The following is a 20924-nucleotide window of genomic DNA, read 5'->3' on the forward strand; positions in this document are numbered from 1 at the left end:
CGATTTTCTGGATAGTCTGGACAGTCTTGAGCCCGCGCCGATCCTGCTCGATATTCGTATGCCGAAAATCGATGGCGTTGAACTCATGAACCGGCTGCGCGAGCGGGATATTGATTGGCCCGTGATCGCGATGACGGCACATGGCGACATTCCCATCGCGGTTCAGGTCATAAAATTGGGCGCGATTGAATTTCTCGAAAAGCCTTTTGAGTTTGAAACGCTGCAAGCCTGTCTTCAAAACGCTTTTTCCCAGCTTGCCGCTGGAACCAAGACCGTTGTCGTTCGCAACGCTGCGCGCGACCTTTTTGGTCTGCTCAGCCCGCGAGAAACGGAAGTTATCAATGTCTTGATGCAAGGCATTTCCAACAAGGCCGCAGCGCACGACTTGTCGCTCAGTGTCCGCACCGTCGAAATGCATCGGGCCAATGCGCTGGCGAAGCTGAAAGTAAAAAGCATCGCAGAGGTGGTGCGCCTCGCCAATGATGCTGAGCTCACTTCTGCTTCCGCCGACCGCGATGGTGATGATGTCAACAACTGATCGTCCAGGCGTCGGCACAGCCGATCTGGACGAAGAGCCTGGCGGCTTGGCAGCAGCCCAGGAGCGAGCATTTCTCATTGCACTGGCAACCGAAGACACGATCTGGGATTGGGATCTGAAATCCAATCATCTGGAGCTTAGCCCGAAAGCGGCCAAATTTGGCTATGACGACTGGGCGGCCCACCCCAATATCAAATGGTGGGAAGACCGGATCCACCCGGATGACCGGGACGCTACGGTGGCGGCCTTTACCGCAGCCATTCGCAGCGGGAGAAAATATTGTGCAGTGGAATATCGGTTCTGCAAGGCCGATGGCGATTTTGTCTATATCTATGACCGAGCCTTTATCTTGCACGACGAAGATGGTGTTGCCGTGCGGGCCGTGGGTGCAATGATCGATGTGACCGAGCTTCATCTGGTCAAACAATCGCTGCGAAAAACCCAGAATCAGCTGGCACTGGTGTCCCGGCTCAACGCGATGGGGACGATGAGTTCGATGATCGCCCATGAGCTGAGTCAACCCCTTACCGCCGCCGCCAATTACATGCGCGCTTCGCGCCGCCTTTCCCGATCAGAAAAAGCGGCCGATATGGCCGCTCTTCAGGAAGCACTGACAGCCGCGGAAGAAAATACACTGCGGGCCGGCGACATCATTCGCCGGCTGCGCGAACTGGTCGGGAGAGGGGATCTTCGCGGATGCGAGACATCGCTCGCCGAATTGATCGACGATAGCTGTGCAATCGCTCGCGGTATTGAAAATTCCAGGATGATTCATCTGCGAACGATAGTCGAACCATTGGATATCACCGTCTGGGTAGATCCGATTCAGATCCAGCAAGTGATCATCAATCTGTTACGCAATTCGATCGAGGCGTTGGAAAAAATAGACGGTCCCGAAATTATCGTACGCGCCGAAGAACGTGAGGGTTTCGCTGAGATCAGTGTTCAGGACAATGGCTGCGGGATCACCGACGATGTGCGTGAAAGCGTTTTTTCAGCGGTCATGACCGCGAAAGCCGCGGGCATGGGAATCGGTCTTTCGATCAGCCGCACGATCATTGAAGCACAGGGGGGAGAAATCTGGCTGGCCCGGTCCGCGCCGGGGATCACGGACTTCCGCTTTACCCTACCCCTGTTGCGTCCAGACAAACCGGAAAAAATGGACATCTAGCCCATCGCAGCACAACGACGGCATTCCAGATCGCGGCGAATCAGGCGGACCTTCAGTTCGGATAGAGGACCGTGCGGGCCGGATTGAGGGAAACGTTCACCTTTGTCCCAGCTTCCGGCACCAATGACCCGGTCATGTGGGCAGTGATGACGACATCCTGTGATGCCAGAGTGACAATTTGAAAGGCTCCGCCAAACCGCACTTCCAACACCTCCGCCAGAACACCGGCTTCATCCAAGCGCAGTGCTTCAGACCGGATCATCGCCTTGGCCTGGCCATCAGGCATGTCCGGGGCCGGGATGCCGCCGAAAGGGGTGTGAGCAACGCCGCCGCTGATGCGCACGGGCAGGACGGTAGCTTCGCCGAGCAACCGCGCCGCGTCGATCGAGACCGGTCGCAGATAACATTCTTGCGGACTTCCAGTCTGAAGGATGCGACCATCCGCCATCAAAGCCAACTCGTCTGCGATCAGCATTGCCTCTTCGGGGTCATGGGTCACGATCAGGACCGCGGTACCCGTGGCCCGCAGGTCGGCCAGCACGGATTTCCGCACGTTGGCGCGCAAATGGCCATCGAGGCCGGAAAAGGGTTCGTCCAGCAGCAATACCGACGGAGATCGTGCCAGCGCGCGGGCAATGGCGACCCGCTGCTGTTCCCCGCCGGAAAGCGTATGCGGCCATTTGCCAGCAAGCGTTTCCAGATGAAATTGCGCGGACAGCGTGGTGACGCGTTCCTGCCGTTCGGACGGCGACAATGTTTTCAAGCCGAAACCCATATTGTCCTCCACGCTCAGATGCGGGAACAAGGCAAAATCCTGAAACACAAGCCCGATACTGCGATTTTCAGGCGGCACATTGATGCCCCGTGCGGACATCAATGTGCCGCCAATCTCTATCTCTCCATCATCGACCGGCTCGAGACCTGCGATCAGGCGCAGCAAAGTGCTCTTGCCGCAGCCTGATGGACCAAGCAGACATGTTATCCGTCCCGCCTGTAGAGTCAGCGTCGCATTCGCAACGGCACTGCGCTTTTCATAATTCCGCGAAACGCCGCGCACGGTGAGGGAGGGAACAGGCATGGAACTTCGCTTATGCGCCGGGCCGGGAGAAAGCAATCTTGCGCGTCAGCCATATCACCGCCGGTAATGATAGCAGAACGATTAGGATTGACGGAGTTCCGGCCTGCTCCAGCCTCTCATCCAGCGCATAATTATTGGCCAAGACTGCGAGCGTGTCGAAATTGAAAGGCCGCAGGATCAACGTCGCCGGCAATTCCTTGAGCACGTCGATGAAGACGATGAGACTGGCGGTGAGCATGGCACCGCGAGCCACGGGCAACTCGACGGCAAAGGCGCTGCTTGTCTCGCTACGGCCAAGGCTGCGCGCGGCATAGATCATCGACGGGGTTACGCGGGTCAGCCCCGCGTCAATCGGTTCGAGCGCGGCGGCCATCAGGCGAGCGGCATAAGCATAAACCAGAAGGGCGATCGCGATACCATATCCCGAATCCGGCATCAGATTCCACAGAATACCGGCCGGTGCGAGCAGGCCGATCGCCATCACGGCGCCGGGTGTCGCATAGCCCAGGCTTGCCAGTCGTGCGGCCATCGGCAGGCGTCGTGTGCCCAGTGCCAGCATGGTGGCAAGCATCACGGTGACAAGTGCGCCCATGAGGCCAAGCATCAGGCTATGGCCTCCGGCTCGCAACAGGCGAGGCCAGTCCGGATTCGTCTCCAGCGCGTTCCATAATAGCCAGCCCACCGGTAGCAGAAGTCCGGCCGAGACAAGCGCAAGACAGAAAGCCGCGGCGAGCCAACCCTGGCTGCCAGACAGTTGTTTCACGTCCAGCGGCCGCCAGCGGGCATTGCCCGATTCGTGCGTGCGTCCCTGGCGGCCCCGTCGTTCAATCCACAGCAGCAGCGCAGCCGTTGCAAGCAAGGGCAGAGCCAATCGGGCGGCACTCACAGTGGAGCCATAGACCGACCATGACCGCACGATGCCCGTGGTCAATGTTTGCACGCTGAGGAACTGAACCGCTCCGTAATCGGCCAGAGTCTCCATCACCGCGAGGGCAACGCCTGCTGCCAGCGCCGGCCGCGCCATGGGCAGGGCTACCCGATATAAAGAATGCCAACCGTCACAGCCGAGCGTCCGCGCCGCTTCCGCGACGTTTACCGACTGATTGAGGAAGGCGGCCCGCATTGCAAGATAGACATAAGGATAAAAGGCGCAGGAGAGCACGAACACCGCCCCGCCGAACCCGCGCATCCCAAATGGCAGGTCAAAGCCGAGATTGCCGCGCATCGACATGCGCAGCGGCCCGGCAACGTCAAACAGATCGGCATAGCCATAGGCCAGCGCGAAGGCCGGGACCGCGAGCGGCAAGGCCAGTGCCCAGGCGAAGAGATCCCGGCCTGGAAAGCGGTGCATGACTATGAACCAGGCCGCGAGCGTGCCGAGCACGGCGGTAGCCAGGCCCACGAAAAGCGCGAGCCAGGCTGAGGTCGCCGCATAGCGAAAAACATCGCGAGCGGCGATGTCGGCCGTTTCTCCAAATAACGCAGCCGCGACCACCCCGATCAGCGGCAACAGGGCCACCAATCCGGCGATCGCCGCAAGGGCGGCAGGAACCGAGATGCGCCGCTGGCTGGCGAACGTCGCTTTTATCGCCACCCCGCCGCGCTCATCAAGGATTGCGCCTCAGGCTGCCGAGCCGCGAAGGCAGCCACGCCCATCGGATTTGCCGTGAAGTTGGAATAGCTATCGACAGGGGATGGTGCGGTGACATCCGGTGAAGCGGGAAACTCGTTATTTTCGGCGGCAATATGACTTTGCGCCTCTGCTGATGCAAAGAACTCGAGCAAACGCACGGCATTGGCCTTGTTCGGCGCGTTGACAGCAACGCCGCCGCCAGAGATATTCACATGGGCACCTTTGCCGTCCAGGCTTGGAAATCCAAGCTTGACTCGCTGGGTCAATTTACGATCGGCTTCGTCATCGCTGCTGGCCATACGAATATAATAATAACTATTGGTCAGCGCGACTTCGCAAACGCCAGCACCGACAGCGCGGATCTGGTCGCGATCGCCTCCCTCCGGCGGGCGCGCCATATTGGCGACAATGCCGCTGACCCATTGCTCCGCACGCTTCTCGCCCCAAGCTTCAATCAGCGCGCCGACCAGTGAAAGATTATAGACACTGTCCGACGAACGCACGCAAAGCTTGCCCCGGAAGCGTGGTTCGGCAAGCTTGGCGTAATCGTCAATCTCTTCCGGCTTCACCTTTGCGGCGTCATAGGCGACGATCCGCGCGCGCCGCATGAAACCATACCAGTTGCCATCAGGTTCGCGCAGGTTTGCCGGAATACGGCTGGTCAGGGTCTCCGACTGAACAGGTTGAAACAATCCAGCTTCCTGTGCCCGCCAAAGCGCGCCGGCATCCGCCGCGATCAACACGTCTGCTGGACTGTTCGTCCCTTCGCTTTTCATCCGGGCGATAAGCTGGTCAGCATTGCCTTCGATACGGTTGATCTTGATCCCGGTTAATTCCGTGAAGCGCTCATATAGCGGCAAATCACTATCATAGTGCCGGGCCGAATAGAGGTTCACTTCCTGAAGCTCTGTATCCTCGTTGGCACCAGAGCAGCCAGCAAGCAAAATAGCTCCCAACAGGGTTGTTACAAAAGTGCGCAGTGCCACAGAATGATACCTCCTGAATTTTCGAATCTAGAATTCTAGCTGGCTAACCTTGTTGCGAACCATTTGCAAATGCTCTGATGGATTATCATCGGGCTGCTGGTATTTCGCTAGGCTTCCGATTGTCCCTGAGAGGGGCCTTTGGGCCAATTGTTGGACATGATGTGATTGCGAGTGCCAGCACAGGCGCGGATGGAACGGGGGCTGCTTGGCGCAGCGTCCGGCAAACCGAATTTCGGATCATTCCTGTCAGTGAGTACGGATACCGTAGTCTTACGGTTAGTTTAAAGATAGCAGATTAACGCGCGGCCTCATATACCATCGATTGCGAAATCTGGTCATTTCGCTCGGCGGCGGGTCCTGGATTTGACCCGCCGTCAATTCATTCCGGCAGCGCGGGCGTGATATTTTTTTGCAGAGCAAACAAATGTCCCGTGGCTTACGCGCGTTCAGGATTTGATGCCGGCACCGCGTTTTGCAATGGTGCGCGCCGACGCACGGAAATTGGGGTGGATAGGGCAATGACTGACGATATCGCAGGTGGGATGAGAGAGCCGGGCCAGCATGTTCCCTCGGACATTCATTTCAGGACGATGTATGACCGTATCTCGAAGCTCGCTAAAATCGGCGTCTGGGAATGCGATCTCGCGAACGGAAATCTGACGTGGACCGACACGGTCTACGACCTGTTCGAAATTCCGAGGGGGACCGTGATCAACCGGAGCGATACGCTTCATCTCTACGACGAGATGTCGCGCGGCGCGATGGAGCGGCTGCGCAGCGAAGCGATACGGGATGGCACCGGGTTCACAATCGACGTGCTGATTTGCCCTGCCAGTGGCAAGAAAAACTGGATTCGCCTGACCGCGGACGTTGAACAGGTCGAAGGTCAATCAGTCCGCATTTTCGGAACGAAGCAGGATATTTCGGCCGAGCGGGCGGCACAGGAGAAGGTCCAATCTTTGCAAACAGAGTTGATTTACCTGTCCCGGATGAGTGCGATGGAGGCGATGGCTTCAAACCTCGCTCATGAGGTTAATCAGCCTCTGGCCGCGGCATCCAACTATATATCGGCGGCGATCGGTATTGCATCATCTGGAACGGTCACGCCAGAGCTGTCCAGTTGTCTCGATGCCGCCTTGCAGTCGACATTGCGTGCGGGTGGGATCATTCATCTGGTTCGCGACATGGTCGGCAGAGTGCCGATTGTGAAGATCCAATTCGAACTGGAGCAAGTGGTGAAAGAAGCCCTCGCCCTCGCGACCACAGGAGCGACCAACCTGTCCGCCACCTACGATATTGCTCCGGCAGTGCCGATCACTGCCGATTACATTCAGATCCAGCATGTCCTGGCCAACCTGATCCGCAATGCATCCGAGGCCGCTGCCGGCAAGCCTTGTCACATCACCATCGGCAGTTCGACAGACGATCGGCAGATCGAGATTAGCGTCGCCGACACCGGCCCGGGGATCGCCGATGACATTCTTGCCAATGTTTTTGAATCCTTTGTCACAACCAAACCGGACGGTCTGGGCATTGGTCTTTCGATTTCGCGAACGATCGTGGAAGCGCACGGCGGCCATATCACAGCCAAAAACCTGCCGGGCGGAGGGGCATCGCTCTCGTTCACGCTGCCCATCACAGCACCGGATTCCCGTTCGCTTCCTGACGGACAATAGCGCGAGTAGCTTGTCTGGTTCCGGAAACAAGTCAACAAATTTGAATTTTATGGTCATGCCATCGGCAATCGCTCGTGACGCGATCGATATCGACAGAAAAAGATATAGGCTGGAATGAAGTCTTGGTCGATATCGTTAACATACGTTGAGTTTAACGATGTAATCGAGCGGCAGGCGATCTGGTGGAGGAACCAAGCTAAATCCGCGACAAATTTCTTGATGAAAAAACCGGGGCACGCCGATCCCGCAAGTGACTGTGCCTGGTCGAATGGAGAAACCAGTTATCTGTGATCCGTTCCCCCACCGACGCTTCGCTCAACATCTTTTGGTTGGGTGTCAATTCGTTCTGAATTTCACGTCATTCAAAAATCGATTTAAAAACAGCATATGGTAAGCCCTGCTGGGTTGGAACCAGCGACCTACTGATTAAAGATAAAAATCATGTTTCGGGCCTTCTAAGCGTCGGACCCGTTGTGGATATCAGTCGATGTTCAGTCAGGAATACCGCTGATCGACTTCATTTCCATAAATTCTTTCAGGCCGTAGACGCCGCCTTCGCGGCCATTTCCTGATTGTTTATATCCGCCGAAAGGCGCTCCGGGAGCCGGTGCCCAGTCGTTGATTGCCACCATTCCAGCGCGCAATCGCGGTGCAATTTTAGCGGCTTCGGCCGGGTCTCCCGATATGACAGCAGACAGGCCATATTCAGTGTCATTTGCGGTTCTTATCGCATCGTCGACATTTTCATAGGTCATGACAGTGATGACCGGCCCGAAAATTTCTTCTCTGGCGATGCGCATATCAGAACTAACGCCGCTGAAGACAGTCGGTTTTACGTAGAAGCCGCGGTTGACATTGGTTGGCAGTCCGGTGCCGCCGGTTTCCAGCGTCGCGCCCTGATCGATTGCTGACTGGATCAGATCCTGGATTTTATCATATTGTGTTTTGTTGACGACCGGGCCGAGATGACCGCCTTCGCTCAACGGGTCTCCAACTTCCTGTGCGGCAAAAATATCGCTGATCATTTTGCTCGCTTCGACAGTTTGGCTGCTATGCACGAGCACCTTTGTCGGAGCGATGCAGCTCTGCCCGGTGTTGATCAGAACGCCGGCAACGGTCGGCGGTAAAACCGCCGCCAGGTCTGCTCCGGGCAAAACCAGATTTGGTGATTTCCCACCCAGTTCCTGATGCACCCGCTTTACCGTGTCGGCAGCGGCTTTTGCTACCAATATTCCAGCACGGGTGGAGCCGGTAAAGCTCACCATATCGATATCGGGATGGGCCGCGATGCGGGCGCCAACCGTCGGACCGTCGCCCTGGACCAGGTTGAAAACACCGGGAGGGACGCCCGCTGCATTCATGATTTCTGCCAGTATCGCCGCATTTCCCGGACATTCCTCTGACGGCTTCAAGACCATCGTATTGCCACCGGCGAGCGCTGGTGCCACTTTCAGAACAATCTGGTTCAACGGCCAGTTCCATGGCGTAATCATACCGATGACCCCGATCGGTTCATAAACGATTGTGTTGAGGCCCTGGCGTTCGGAAAACTGGAAGTTTTCCAGCGCGGCGATCGTACCGATAAAGCCACCCAGACCCGCCGGTGCCTGCGCCGCTGCACCCAAACTTACCGGCGCACCCATTTCCTCCGCTAGAGACCGGGCGATGTCGGGCATCCGTTTTTGATATTCCTCAACGATCCGACCGAGCAATGCGAGCCGTTCCTCGCGGCTGGTTTGACTATATGAATCAAACGCGGATTTCGCCGCTGCCACGGCAGCGTTAACGTCGGCCACCGTTCCCATCGTTATTTCGGTGCCGGGTTCCTCGGTCGCTGGATTGATAACCGAATGCAAGGTTCCACCAATAGAATCCACCCATTGGCCATTGATATAATGTTGCAGATATTTTTGCATTTCACTCTCCCAAGTCGGCATTTTACCGTTTCCTCAGCATGCTCGCTTTTCAGCGATCGTCACCTAGCATAATCCATAGGGATGATTATTTATCCGATCGTATCAATATTAATAGTAGCGTATAAATAACCAGCGTCATACCCAAGCATCGGTCCACGGAAAAGTGGACTTCAAACAGCGACGAAATTTCGGACCATAAAATTATGATCACCGGAATCACAAAAAATGCTGAAAGCAGGAGGGGAAATTATGAACAGGAAGGCCAGAAATTCTGTAAAAGTTAGCTTGCTAACATTGGCGATGGTCAGCGTTGTGGGGGCAGCGAGTGCTCCTGCATTCGCGCAAAATAGCGAAATTGTTGTTACTGCGCGGAAGGCCGAAGAGAATTTGCAGGACGTGCCTGTTTCGATCACCGCCTTTTCCGGTGAAACTTTTGAAGAGGCTGGTTTGACCGAATTTGCGGATATCGCGCAATTGACTCCCAACTTCGATATCCGACCGAACGGGGCAACAGGTTCGTTATTTGCCAATTTGACGATTAGAGGGCAGACAGCCGGATTCCTTACTTTGAATACCGATCAGGCCGTTGGCATCAATATCAATGGTGCCCCGATCACGCGCGGTACCAGTCTGTTTTCAAACCTGTTCGATATTGAACGGATTGAGGTTCTAAAGGGTCCGCAGGGGACATTATATGGCAAGAATACAACCGGCGGTGTCGTCAATGTCATAACCAAGGGGCCAGACCTCGACGAAATCAGCGGATACGGGCAGTTTACTTATGGTTCATATGATCGCACGGATGCGCAACTGGTCGCCAATGTGCCGCTCGTTCAAGACAAGCTCGGCATTCGCCTTGGTGCCGCTTTAACCCATCGCGACGGCTTCGGCATCGGTTCCGGGACCGGACGAGAGCTTGCCGACGACAATGAAATATTTCTTCGCGGCTCGTTGCTATTTGAACCAAGCGACAAGTTTTCCATTCGGGTGAACGCAGACTATCACGATGTGGACGAGTCCACTTCCATTTTCCGGTCATTGCGCTCAGCATTTCTGGACTTGGGGTTTGTCGTTATTCCGATCGCTCTCAAAACCCCGGGTGACGATTTTTACGTGGGCAATGATTTTCGAGCCGAGGCTCCGTTTGCTCGTGCCGATGAATTTAATATCAATGCCACTGCCTCCCTGGATCTGGGCAGCGCCACTTTGCAATCCATCACAAGTTATCGGGAACAAAATGCGTTGACCCTGGTGCAGTCTGCCCCTGGCACGTCCATAACGATAGGCCAGAATTCCGATCTCTTTGCCCAGGAAATGCGCTTGTCAGGAACCGCGCTCGATGACCGTCTGGACTGGCAGGTCGGTGCATTCTATTCGACGGAATCTGGTGAGGACATTGACAATGTTGGCGGGTTTCAGACGACAGCCGCAAAAAATGAAGGCTGGTCCTTGTTCACCCAGAACAGTTTTGCGATTACTGACCAGTTGAAAGTGACGCTTGGCCTTCGCTACACCGATGAAACTCGCGAAGTGCGGGACGTTTCTCCTGTTCCGACCGGGATACTCCAGAATAGCGCCGATTTTGATGCCTTTTCATGGCTTGCCAGCGTTGATTTCAAGCCGACGGATGAAACTTTATTATATGTCAGCGTGTCCCGGGGGTTCCGCAGCGGAGCCATCGACCAGGATGTCCTGACAACGATCGTCAGTCCCGAATTTGTTCTCAACTACGAAGCTGGCCTGAAAGCGGATTTGTTCGATAATCGTTTACGGTTCAATTCGTCGGTCTTTTATAGTGACTACACCAATATCCAGCGGACATCCTTTGATCCCAACAGCGTTGGGCCGGGCGGTGTTCCGACCACGATTTTGCGAAACGCCGCCGAAGCCACGATTTGGGGTTTTGAGGGAGAATTACAGGCCAATCCGGTGGAAGGTCTGACTTTGGGCGCATCGGTAGGCTATACCAACGCACAATTTGACTCTTTCCCGGATTTTGATGCTGCAGGCAATCCAATCGACCGGACCGATGAACCACTAGGCGGACCCAAATGGCAATTAAGCTTGTCCGGTCGCTATGAACATGAAATCTCAGAGGGCACCAAGCTGGGCGTGCAAGCCAATTATTTTTACATTGGCCAAGCGGTCATTGCTGCGCCGGCTGTAGTTGCAATTCTTGATCCAGGAGAAGGCTCAATCCCTTCTTTCGGACTCCTGAACGGACAGATTGATCTGGATCTGGAAGCTTATGGAGGACTGAACATCGCGCTTTTCGGTACCAATATTCTCGACAAGGAATATTTTACCGGGGGACTTTCACTGGGGCTATTTGGCGGTATCGTGAACCGCTTTGTCGGAGAACCCCGGCAATGGGGTATACGGGTAACGAAATCATTTTAACGAAGGATGGCTGTGGGCAGCGCCCACAGCCAATTACGGAGACTTTATGGGTACTGGTCTAGAATTGGACACACGGTCGAAACTGCTTGAGGCGGCGGTCGTGCAGTTCGGAAAATTCGGCTTTGCAGGAACGTCGGTACGCAAGATTGCCGATGAGGCAGGGGTCAATCACGGTTCCATCAAATATCATTACTCATCGAAAGATGAGCTCTGGCGCGCTGCTGTCGCCTATTTGTACAAATTACTCGAGGAAGCGGTACATCAAGACGAGGCAGGATGGGAGAACATGAGCCCGCGTGAGCAGATCGTTAACAGCGCGACCAACTATATCCGTTTTTCCGCACGACATCCGGAACTGAGCCGCATTATCTTTTTTGAAACAATGCATGAAAGTGAGAGGCTCGACTGGCTGGTCGAAAATTTCATTCGACCTTATACGTCACGAGCGATCGCGCGCGCGGCACTGGCGCAGGAACAGGGTGTGTATCGGGCCGACGTTTCACCGATGTATTTGCAGTATATCAACATCACAGCAGCCAAGAATATTTTCCTGATAGCTCCGCAAATCAAGCGTGCTTTTGACATTGATGTTTTCGATGAAGACGAGATCGAGAGACATATCGAAGCCGTTCTGAAGATCACGCTGCTTCCAGACGAAAAAGAAACCTCCGTTTCTGCGAAACCAGGGACGAGGGACATATCGGAAAAAACCACAAGGAAGAAAATCTCTTCGTAACCGGACAAAACGGGTCGTCAACTGCGCCCCGCTTTGCCTGGCAGGTGACGACGGCCAACTATCTATTAAAGGATGAACATGCTCGATACACTCATAAAAGGCGGGACCATTATAGACGGACTGGGTGGTCCCCGGCGCATTGGCGACGTGGGGATTAAAGACGGCATGATTGTCGAGTTGTCCGCGGTGATTTCGACAGAGGCGAAAGACGTGCTTGATGCCGAAGGTGCAATCGTAACGCCCGGGTTTGTCGATATTCACACACATTATGATGGCCAGGTGAGCTGGGATGACGAAATGAATCCCTCCGCCAGCCATGGTGTAACATCAATCATCATGGGCAACTGCGGAGTCGGATTCGCTCCCGTTCCTCCCGGCGGAGAGCGTGATCTTATTGAAGTGATGGAAGGTGTGGAAGACATACCCGGCACCGCTCTTTATGAAGGCATCGAATGGGGCAAATGGGAGAGTTTTCCAGAATATCTCGATTATATCGCATCGCGAAAATTTGCGCTGAATATCGGGGCGCAGATTCCCCATGCTGCAGTTCGCAATTATGTGATGGGGCAACGCGGACGGGATAATGAAGCGGCGACGCAAGATGATCTCGATAAAATGGCCAAGATTGTTTCCGAGGGTCTCACGGCCGGAGCCGTCGGGTTCTCCACCTCCAGAACGATTGGACATCGGTCGACCCATGGCCACTCCATTCCGGGAACCTTTGCAGCTGAAGAGGAAATCATGACTCTTGCTCATGCAATGACCACATCAGGCAAAGGAGTCTTCGAGCTGATCCCGGCTGGGGTGATCGGTGATCTGGAAATGTTTGGCGGAGAAAGGCGCACCGCCGATGAAGAGCTTGATTTGATGACCAGAATTTCAAAGGAAACCGGCCGCCCGGTGACCTTCACCCTGCTACAGCATGCCGCAGCCAAAACGGCTTGGCGCGATGTTCTCGAACAGGTGACTACTGCCAATCAGAACGGTGCCCTCTTGTTTCCGCAGATTGCCTCCCGACCCATTGGACTGGTGACAAATCTGAAAACCTATCATCTTTTCCAGCGGCGCGAGACGTTTTTGAAGATCAGAGACCTGCCATTTGATCAGTTGCTGGCAGAAATGCGCAAGCCCGAAGTGCGCGCGGCAATTTTGTCGGACAAAAATATCAAGCCCGACCTGCCTGGGACAATGGAAAATGTCTATAACGCGTTCAAAGCGGGCGCGAGCGAACTATTCGAGATAGAAGATCCGATCGACTACGAACCGACCGCTGACAAAAGTTTTCAGGCGCGCGCGGATGCCTTGGGCCAGGACCTCGAAGATTTCATGTATGATTTTCTCATCCAGGATGACGGGTCACGCTTTGCGATCGTACTGGGCAGCAATTATTATGATTTCAATCACGATGTTATCCACGAAATGCTTGCCCATCCCGAAACTGTTACGGGCCTCAGCGATGCCGGCGCGCATGTTACCCTCATTTTCGATGGTGTCGCGCCAACATATCAGATGACGCATTGGTGCCGGGACCGCAAACGCGGGGAAAAATTACCGCTTGAATTTATCGTCCAAAAGCAAAGCCACAAAAATGCGCAGCTATACGGCCTGGACGACAGGGGATCGATCGAAGTGGGAAAGCGCGCTGATATAAACGTGATAGATTTTGACCGACTGAAACTCGGCGGACTGGAAATCCACGCCGACTTGCCGGCTGGCGGTAAACGCATATTGCAACCTGCGTCGGGCTATATCGCTACATATGTAAACGGCATCAAAACAAGAGAAGATGATATGGATACGGGTGCACGGCCTGGGCGATTATTGCGCAGCTGATGCAGACGGTCTGTCGTTTGAAAAACGCCTGGGTGGCGCGTTGTTGTGGTTTGAAGTGGCGGTCGATCCAGTGTCATAACTGCTCTTATAAGGTAATATCTCGTTGACCGACAATATTGCTTCTCCGATCACCCGAATTCAACAGGCGGCTTTGATTTTCGTCATGCTCATGGTGTTCACCGAAGCACTCACCGTTGCATTCAGTATCGGTGCAATCATGACGAAATTTGGCGCTTCGGGGGCGCACGCGGGATTTGTCGCGACTGCGCAAGGTCTTGGCACAGCAACGGCAGCAATGGTCGGAACGCGGTTGATTTCGCAATATACCGCCAGAAATCTGATCGCATTTGGCCTTGTCCTTGTGGCGGTCGGACATGGCCTGTCACTTGTTGCGACCAACGTGTTAATGATGGCCGCATTTCAAGCGCTCGGTGGCTTGGGAACCGGTCTGGTAATTTGCGTGGTGTTGGCCACGGCGGCGCGGACGCCGAAGCCAGAACTGACCTATGGCTGGATCAATGGTTCCGCTGGTGCATATTTGTCCATCCTTGCGCTGGTAGTCCCCAAGCTGCTGATATTTGGCGGCTTTGCAGCCCTTTATGGCTTTTATTCCTTGCTGGCAGTGGTGGGCCTTCTGTGTCTGTCAGCCATTCCAAATGTCCGTGCACCAAGCTCAGCAAGAGCGTCCGCCGCCACGGATACCGGCAGGTTCAAGATCGGGAAGATTGCACACAAGAGTGGCTGGATCGCGCTTTTTGGCATGGGAATTTTCTATTTTTCAATTGCGGGAATGGGAGCATTCATTGCCCGTATCGGGGTAAATTTAGACATTTCACTGGAGACGATCGGCATGGCCTTTTTTGTGGGAGGCATGTTAACGATCGTCTGCCCCATCGCGGCTGGCTTTGTTGGCGCGCGATTTGGCAGCACCCGGCCGCTGCTCTTGGTCGGTGGCCTGATGTGTCTCACCGCTTTTGGAATTGCTGTTAGCGGCAATAGCACAAGTTTTCTAATGGGCGTGCCGATGTGGATCGTTCTTCCGGCAATATTGACTCCCTCATTCTTGGGGGGGTTGGCGGTGATTGATCCGACCGGCAAGCTCGCGGGCGCCCAACCCGCTTTCGCGACGCTTGGCGGTTCGATGGGCCCGATGATCGCAGGTGCGGTGGCTGATGCAGGCGGCTTTGGAACATTGGGCATCTTCATAGTCTGCGTATTGACAATAGGGCTGCTGTTGATGGGCGTTGCGACACTCAGAGCCGATGGCCTTCGTCAGCATGCAGTTGCGGTGGGTTGAATGAAGCAACATTCCATCCATCCCCTCGATAAGAATTTTTGAAGACCGTGCACCCACGTAAATTCGCCACCAGTCATCCGGACAGTATCGCCGCTCTTATGGGCAATGGCTCTGGTGCACTGTCCTATCAAACACTGGAAAGGCGAGCTAATCAGGGGGCGCATTATTTTCGCTCCTTGGGTCTGCGAAATCGTCATTCAATCGCCATTTGGGTGACCAACCGAACGGAGTTTTTCGAGATCTACTGGGCTGGCCAGCGTTCCGGTCTTTATATCGTTCCCATATCGACCCAATTAAACGCGGAAGATGCCGCCTATATCGTCAATGACAGCGAAGCGAGGTTACTGATTTGCGACCCGGCGGTGCGGTCCGCACAAGATATGAAACGGGGTGGTAAGGAGTTGATTGCCGCAACCGCTATTCTTGATCTATCGGACTGGCAGGCAACAATTTCGAAATTCCCAGATACACCCATCCCGGATGAAATGGCCGGGATCCAGATGGTCTATTCTTCAGGGACGACGGGCCGACCGAAAGGCGTAAGAATTACTGTACCCGATGGGCCGGCTGATGCGCCCACGGTTCGTGCCGAAGGCCTGTCGCAGAAATATGGTTTCGACGAGCATTCCGTTTTGCTGTGTCCGGCACCCCTTTATCATACCGCGCCGCTAATTTTCTCGACCCTGCCGCAACGCAAGGGCTCTAAAATTGTTATCATGCCGCATTTTGACGCTGAAAAAATGCTGCAATGGATCGAAAGCTATCGGGTAACATTCGTGCAAATGGTCCCGACGATGTTCATTCGTCTGCTCAAGTTGCCGAGAGAGGTTCGGGAGCGTTATGATTTATCATCCTTGCAGACGGTGCTGCACGCAGCCGCCCCATGCCCCGTCGAAGTGAAACGGGCGATGCTCGAATGGCTTGGTCCGATCATCCATGAATATTATGCCGGTTCGGAAGGCAATGGCACGACCTCCATCGGACCGGAGGAATGGCTTGGCAAGCCCGGTTCTGTCGGCAAGGCCGACTTGGGTATCATCCACATTTGCGATGAAGCAGGCGTCGAATTGCCGATAGGGGAATCGGGCCTCATCTATTTTGAAGGCGGCAATGAATTTGCCTATTTCAATGACGAAGAAAAAACGCGCAATGCGCGACACCCTATCCATGGAAACTGGACGACAATGGGTGATATTGGCCGCGTCGATGAAGACGGCTATCTCTATCTGACCGATCGCAAGAGCTTCATGATCATTTCCGGTGGGGTCAATATTTATCCCCAGGAAAGCGAAAATCTGCTGATCCAGCATCCAGACGTCGCCGACGTAGCAGTTATCGGCGTACCAAATTCTGAAATGGGCGAGGAAGTGAAAGCGGTGGTCCAGCCGATGTGCTGGGAAGATCGTGGCGAAGACTTGGCCGCCAAACTGATGAATTTCTGCCGCGCGCACCTCAGCCACTACAAATGCCCCAAATCTATCGACTTTGATCGCCAGTTGCCAAGGCACGAGACCGGCAAGCTATATAAAAAGGAACTCAGGGATCGCTATTGGTCCACCGACCACGAGTTGTAGCCAATTTAGCATTTTTGTATGTGGGATCCTCTCCCTATTGAGACTAAGAAAGAAGATATGAAATATCCAAAATTACTGGAACCGCTTGATCTGGGCTTTACCACGATAAAGAACCGCGCAATCATGGGCTCAATGCACACTGGCCTCGAAGAAATCGAAGGCGGCTTTGAGAGGATGGCTGCCTATTTCGCAGAACGGGCAGCCAATGACATCGGCATGATCATCACGGGCGGGATTGCACCGAACCAAGAATCTTCAAGCCATGGCGCCCGCATGTCAAACGAAGAGGAAGCAGCAAAGCATCGACTGGTGACCGACGCCGTTCACACTGCCGCTCCCGATGTAAAAATCTGCATGCAGATTTTACACCCGGGCCCGCTGGCACATACACCGGATTGTGTTGCACCCTCGGCGGTGAAATCGAGAATTGCCCGCTATATTCCCAATGAACTCGACAAGGCGGGTATAGAGAAGCAGATCGCAGACCATGTGCGATGTGCGGTGATGGCAAAAAAGGCGGGCTATGACGGTGTCGAGATTATCGGATCGGCCGGTTATCTCATTTCTACTTTTCTGGTGCAGAAGACCAATTTGCGCGAGGATGAATATGGCGGAAACTATCAAAACCGGATTCGCTTTGCCATTGAAATCGTAGAACGAACCCGCGCGGCGGTCGGCAAGGACTTTATCCTGATTTTCCGTATCGCAGCGATGGACATGCTGGAAGATGGCATGAGCTGGGACGAGATCGTCATATTGGCCAAAGCTCTGGAAGATGCCGGTGTCACCATTATCTCTACCCATTTTACCTGGCACGAAAGCGCGGTGCCCACGATCGCCACCATGGTTCCCCGCGCAGCATTCACGTCGGTAACTGGCAGATTGCGCGAGCAGGTCAACGTGCCTGTCATCACCTCAAACCGGATCAATATGCCGCATGTTGCAGAGGAAGTTCTGGCGCGCGGCGATGCCGATCTGGTGTCGATGGCGCGTCCGATGCTTGCCGACAGCGCCTTCATGCGCAAGACGATCGAGGGCCGTGAGGATGAAATCAATACCTGTATTGCCTGCAATCAGGCCTGTCTGGACCATACTTTTTCCGGCAGGCTAACATCCTGCCTCGTGAACCCCAGAGCATGCCATGAGACGATGCTCAACTATCTGCCCACATCAGTCGCAAAACGCATTGCCGTCATTGGTGCGGGACCCGCTGGTCTCGCTTATGCAACGGTTGCCGCTGAACGCGGACACAAGGTCACATTGTTTGAAGCTTCGACGGAAATTGGCGGCCAGTTTAATCTCGCCAAACGGATTCCTGGCAAGGAGGAGTTTTATGAAACCCTGCGCTATTATGGCAGAATGCTGGATGTGCTGGATGTTGATCTGCGGCTGAACAGCAGCGCCAGTTTGGAAACGCTGAAAGCAGAGGCGTTCGATCATGTCATCATTGCCACAGGGATCACAGCGAGAACCCCGGAGATCGAAGGCATCGATCATCCGATGGTCGCTAAATATATCGATGTTATCACTGGCAAGAGATCTGTTGGTGACAAGGTTGCCATTATCGGCGCAGGCGGTATCGGCTTCGATGTCTGCGAATTGGTCAGCCATTCGGGGCCGTCAGGTGCGTTGGACCGTGATGTCTTTGCCAAAGAATGGGGCGTTGATTTTGACAACCATCCCCGCGGCGGTGTCACCGGTGTCGAGCCGATAGTCGTCAGATCGAAGCGCGAGGTCACTATGATCCAGCGCAAAGATGGCAAGGTCGGGGCAGGGCTTGGCAAGACAACCGGTTGGACCCATCGCATCACGCTGGCGCGCCGCGGTATCAATATGATAAACGGCGCGACGTACGACAAGATCGACGATGATGGCCTGCACATCAAGGTGAACGATCAGCCCATGCTTATAGCAGCGGACACAATCATTGTCTGTGCCGGTCAAGATCCGAAGCGCGATCTCTACGACATTTTGATGGCGGAAGGCCTGTCTGCCGACCTGGTGGGCGGAGCCTTTGAAGCCAAAGAACTCGATGCCAAGGCCGCGATTAAACAGGCCTGCGAAATGGCAGCAGTGATTTAAAGGACGCTTGGGAGACGCGTCTTTTACGGAACCCCAAACAAAAAATTTTTCAAACCGGTCGATCAAAATACTTTCGATGCTTTCATCTGGATAAAATCCAGCCGGCCCAGTCTGACTAACTCTGCTCCCTTCAAAATAGCGTGAATCGCCTCGGTATTGCCGCTAAAACTCATCCCAGCCTCGCAGATGTCGTTACCTGAATACTGTCGACCGATGTCGCAGTCGGAAAAGCCACGGCTGACTTGGCATATGTAGATTTCAAAGCCCCCACAGCGTGTTTGAAAATGAATCGTAGGCGGCAGCCGGATGCTGACATCAGAAACCTTGTTCTGAAACGGTAATCTTTTTCTGGTAATCCAGTTCAGGCAATCGATTTCAGCCATGTATTGAAGCGGTATGCCAAATCAGCAGCGCATTCGCAGAATGGCAACTGCGTGATGATGGCATATGCAGCTGAAGCCTTGCTTTCATAGAGCTGCCTTCCAGCATGTCGAATGTGCCACGAATTTCTTGCCCGAGCATCATGATTTTCTCACCTTTCCTGTAGGGAGCGTTCGATGCAGTAGACTGCAATCATATCTCTGGGATGCAGGGGGCCGCGATTCCCTATCCAGTTTCGTATGACAATCGTCCTTCAGGTTGAGCGGATCCCTCATGTTACCATCAACCTGATAGCGACGGGGAAGCGAAATTTCGAGTCCTTGCGAACCCCAACGGTGGCGGCTTGATTGCAACTACCCGCCGTCAGTGTCGGCTTGACCCCGTAGGATTACGTATCGAATTGACAACCCTAACCAAACATACTGCGTTTGCATAGAAGGAGGATTCAAGAATGGTCACAACGATGAAGCCTGCGATTTTGTTTGGAATCTGAAAGCATCAGTATGAACGAGAAGATCATTCCGGGCCGATGCTCTTTTGTTAATTTCGCACCGGTACTCGTTTGAGCACATTGAGGACGTCTGGCCCGTTCTTTGTCATCGGCCTCATGGAGTCCGCAAGGTCGCTATCCATCCGCAAATTCGGGATTGCAAAATATTTGGCGCCGTAACCCCTGGGAGGAGGAATCACATTCACTTTCATCACCCACTCAGCCATGGAACCGCTGACGAGACTGAGGCGTTTGAGCAAGCACTGAGTTTGGCGCGCAATAACGCCGCACCGTCGAGCATTTTAGTCGTGTGCCCGGAGTTTCCGCGCAAGTTTCCGGATTACCAGAAGACGTATGACGAGTTGCTTGTCGCTCAGACTAAGACATCGATACGTTCCGCCAAAGCGGCGCTCACCCTGGATGAAGGTTCAGTCGATATTTCGATAGAACTCCTCAGTGCCAAAACACCCGCAACAAAAATAGATCAGTATGTGCTTCGGCAGAATCACGATCTAGTGATCAAAGAGGCAGAGCCTCGTGACGGCGATGGCAGAGACTTTAAAGCGATTGATTTGGACTTGCTACGCAAATGTCCCTGCGCACTATGGCTATGTCGCCCGATTGCATATTCAAGACAACTTATAAAGGTGGCCGTCGCAATTGATCCGGACAGTGCCGAAGAGGCTGTAGAAGATTTGTCGATACGCATGCTGCGATTGTCGCGTGCCCTGACTGATAGCTGTAGCAGTGAAATGCACATCATTTCCTGTTGGGACTGTGAGTTCGAATTCTATTTGCGCAGCAATGCTTGGGTAAAAATTCCCGATGCGCAAATTGCCGAAGCTGATGGTGGCACGCAGCAGGAACATCGCCGCGCGCTTCAGAGACTGATCAAGGCTTCCGGCATTTCCGGCAACCATAAGGTTCACCATCTGCGCGGCCAAGCCGAAGAACCCATACCCTCTTTTGTGGAAAACAACAAAGTCGACATTCTGGTGATGGGAACGGTCGGTCGTACCGGTCTCCTCGGTTTCCTCATTGGGAATACGGCAGAAAATATTGTCGAGAAAATCTCCTGTTCTTTGCTGGTACGCAAACCGCCGAGGTTTGTATCGCCAGTAAAAGCATATTGA

15 protein-coding genes are annotated in these 20924 nt (G+C 54.2%); 10 read left to right on the forward strand and 5 right to left on the reverse strand.

Annotation, left to right across the window (positions count from 1 at the left end; all coding sequences use genetic code 11):
* Positions 1–16 precede the first annotated feature (16 nt).
* Both ACEW8J_RS15040 and ACEW8J_RS15045 read left to right on the forward strand, forming a co-directional pair.
* Positions 17–538, forward strand: a complete 522-nt coding sequence (locus ACEW8J_RS15040) for a response regulator transcription factor (protein WP_373492475.1) — start codon at positions 17–19, stop codon at positions 536–538.
* The gene (locus ACEW8J_RS15045; RefSeq protein WP_373492456.1) at positions 522–1709 is read left to right on the forward strand and encodes an ATP-binding protein; all 1188 of its coding nucleotides are present in this window, start codon (positions 522–524) and stop codon (positions 1707–1709) included. The genes ACEW8J_RS15040 and ACEW8J_RS15045 overlap by 17 nt, the downstream gene beginning before the upstream one ends.
* A 52-nt stretch (positions 1710–1761) precedes the next feature.
* Here ACEW8J_RS15045 and ACEW8J_RS15050 read toward each other — a convergent pair whose 3' ends face one another.
* The 3 genes from ACEW8J_RS15050 to ACEW8J_RS15060 are packed head-to-tail and all read right to left on the reverse strand — an operon-like array spanning position 1762 to position 5406.
* On the reverse strand, positions 1762–2787 hold the full coding sequence (locus ACEW8J_RS15050) for an ABC transporter ATP-binding protein (RefSeq protein WP_373492457.1): 1026 nt from the start codon (positions 2785–2787) through the stop codon (positions 1762–1764).
* 10 nt (positions 2788–2797) lie between these two features.
* Positions 2798–4381 (reverse strand): ABC transporter permease, encoded by a 1584-nt coding sequence (locus ACEW8J_RS15055; protein ID WP_373492458.1) that lies wholly within the window; start codon positions 4379–4381, stop codon positions 2798–2800.
* Complete coding sequence (locus ACEW8J_RS15060) at positions 4372–5406, reverse strand: extracellular solute-binding protein (RefSeq protein ID WP_373492459.1); 1035 nt, start codon at positions 5404–5406, stop codon at positions 4372–4374. Before ACEW8J_RS15060 ends, ACEW8J_RS15055 begins: the two co-directional genes overlap by 10 nt.
* Positions 5407–5837: 431 nt before the next feature.
* Between ACEW8J_RS15060 and ACEW8J_RS15065 the strand changes: the two genes are divergently transcribed.
* The gene (locus tag ACEW8J_RS15065; RefSeq protein ID WP_373492460.1) at positions 5838–7082 is read left to right on the forward strand and encodes a sensor histidine kinase; all 1245 of its coding nucleotides are present in this window, start codon (positions 5838–5840) and stop codon (positions 7080–7082) included.
* A gap of 491 nt (positions 7083–7573) precedes the next feature.
* Here ACEW8J_RS15065 and ACEW8J_RS15070 read toward each other — a convergent pair whose 3' ends face one another.
* Complete coding sequence (locus ACEW8J_RS15070) at positions 7574–8998, reverse strand: aldehyde dehydrogenase family protein (protein WP_373492461.1); 1425 nt, start codon at positions 8996–8998, stop codon at positions 7574–7576.
* Between the two features lie 225 nt (positions 8999–9223).
* Between ACEW8J_RS15070 and ACEW8J_RS15075 the strand changes: the two genes are divergently transcribed.
* The 6 genes from ACEW8J_RS15075 to ACEW8J_RS15100 all read left to right on the forward strand — a co-directional run bounded on the left by ACEW8J_RS15075 (position 9224) and on the right by ACEW8J_RS15100 (position 18920).
* A complete protein-coding gene (locus tag ACEW8J_RS15075) occupies positions 9224–11398 on the forward strand; it encodes a TonB-dependent receptor (protein WP_373492462.1) in 2175 nt (724 codons plus the stop codon).
* Between the two features lie 46 nt (positions 11399–11444).
* Complete coding sequence (locus ACEW8J_RS15080) at positions 11445–12134, forward strand: TetR/AcrR family transcriptional regulator (RefSeq protein ID WP_373492463.1); 690 nt, start codon at positions 11445–11447, stop codon at positions 12132–12134.
* Positions 12135–12212: 78 nt separating this feature from the next.
* The gene (locus ACEW8J_RS15085; protein ID WP_373492464.1) at positions 12213–13967 is read left to right on the forward strand and encodes an amidohydrolase family protein; all 1755 of its coding nucleotides are present in this window, start codon (positions 12213–12215) and stop codon (positions 13965–13967) included.
* Between the two features lie 103 nt (positions 13968–14070).
* Positions 14071–15264 carry an MFS transporter gene (locus tag ACEW8J_RS15090; RefSeq protein ID WP_373492465.1) on the forward strand — a complete coding sequence of 398 codons (1194 nt, stop codon included), beginning with the start codon at positions 14071–14073 and terminating at the stop codon, positions 15262–15264.
* 47 nt (positions 15265–15311) lie between these two features.
* Positions 15312–16838 (forward strand): AMP-binding protein, encoded by a 1527-nt coding sequence (locus tag ACEW8J_RS15095; protein ID WP_373492466.1) that lies wholly within the window; start codon positions 15312–15314, stop codon positions 16836–16838.
* Between the two features lie 57 nt (positions 16839–16895).
* Positions 16896–18920: an FAD-dependent oxidoreductase gene (locus tag ACEW8J_RS15100; RefSeq protein WP_373492467.1), complete on the forward strand. Its 2025-nt coding sequence runs from the start codon at positions 16896–16898 to the stop codon at positions 18918–18920.
* Positions 18921–18982: 62 nt separating this feature from the next.
* On the opposite strand, the gene ACEW8J_RS15105 is transcribed toward ACEW8J_RS15100, so the two are convergent.
* Positions 18983–19303, reverse strand: a complete 321-nt coding sequence (locus tag ACEW8J_RS15105) for a hypothetical protein (protein ID WP_373492468.1) — start codon at positions 19301–19303, stop codon at positions 18983–18985.
* A 535-nt stretch (positions 19304–19838) separates the two neighbouring features.
* Between ACEW8J_RS15105 and ACEW8J_RS15110 the strand changes: the two genes are divergently transcribed.
* On the forward strand, positions 19839–20924 hold the full coding sequence (locus tag ACEW8J_RS15110) for a universal stress protein (RefSeq protein ID WP_373492469.1): 1086 nt from the start codon (positions 19839–19841) through the stop codon (positions 20922–20924).

This window comes from Parasphingorhabdus sp. (genome assembly GCF_041748495.1).
GTDB lineage: Bacteria > Pseudomonadota > Alphaproteobacteria > Sphingomonadales > Sphingomonadaceae > Parasphingorhabdus.

Excerpts from the sequence above, each read along its gene's own strand:
- ACEW8J_RS15050 (WP_373492457.1), bottom strand. The coding sequence starts at position 2,787 with ATGCCTGTTCCCTCCCTCACCGTGCGCGGCGTTTCGCGGAATTATGAA.
- ACEW8J_RS15105 (WP_373492468.1), bottom strand. The coding sequence starts at position 19,303 with ATGGCTGAAATCGATTGCCTGAACTGGATTACCAGAAAAAGATTACCG.
- ACEW8J_RS15100 (WP_373492467.1), top strand. The coding sequence starts at position 16,896 with ATGAAATATCCAAAATTACTGGAACCGCTTGATCTGGGCTTTACCACG.
- ACEW8J_RS15075 (WP_373492462.1), top strand. The coding sequence starts at position 9,224 with ATGCTGAAAGCAGGAGGGGAAATTATGAACAGGAAGGCCAGAAATTCT.
- ACEW8J_RS15045 (WP_373492456.1), top strand. The coding sequence starts at position 522 with ATGATGTCAACAACTGATCGTCCAGGCGTCGGCACAGCCGATCTGGAC.
- ACEW8J_RS15085 (WP_373492464.1), top strand. The coding sequence starts at position 12,213 with ATGCTCGATACACTCATAAAAGGCGGGACCATTATAGACGGACTGGGT.
- ACEW8J_RS15070 (WP_373492461.1), bottom strand. The coding sequence starts at position 8,998 with ATGCAAAAATATCTGCAACATTATATCAATGGCCAATGGGTGGATTCT.
- ACEW8J_RS15080 (WP_373492463.1), top strand. The coding sequence starts at position 11,445 with ATGGGTACTGGTCTAGAATTGGACACACGGTCGAAACTGCTTGAGGCG.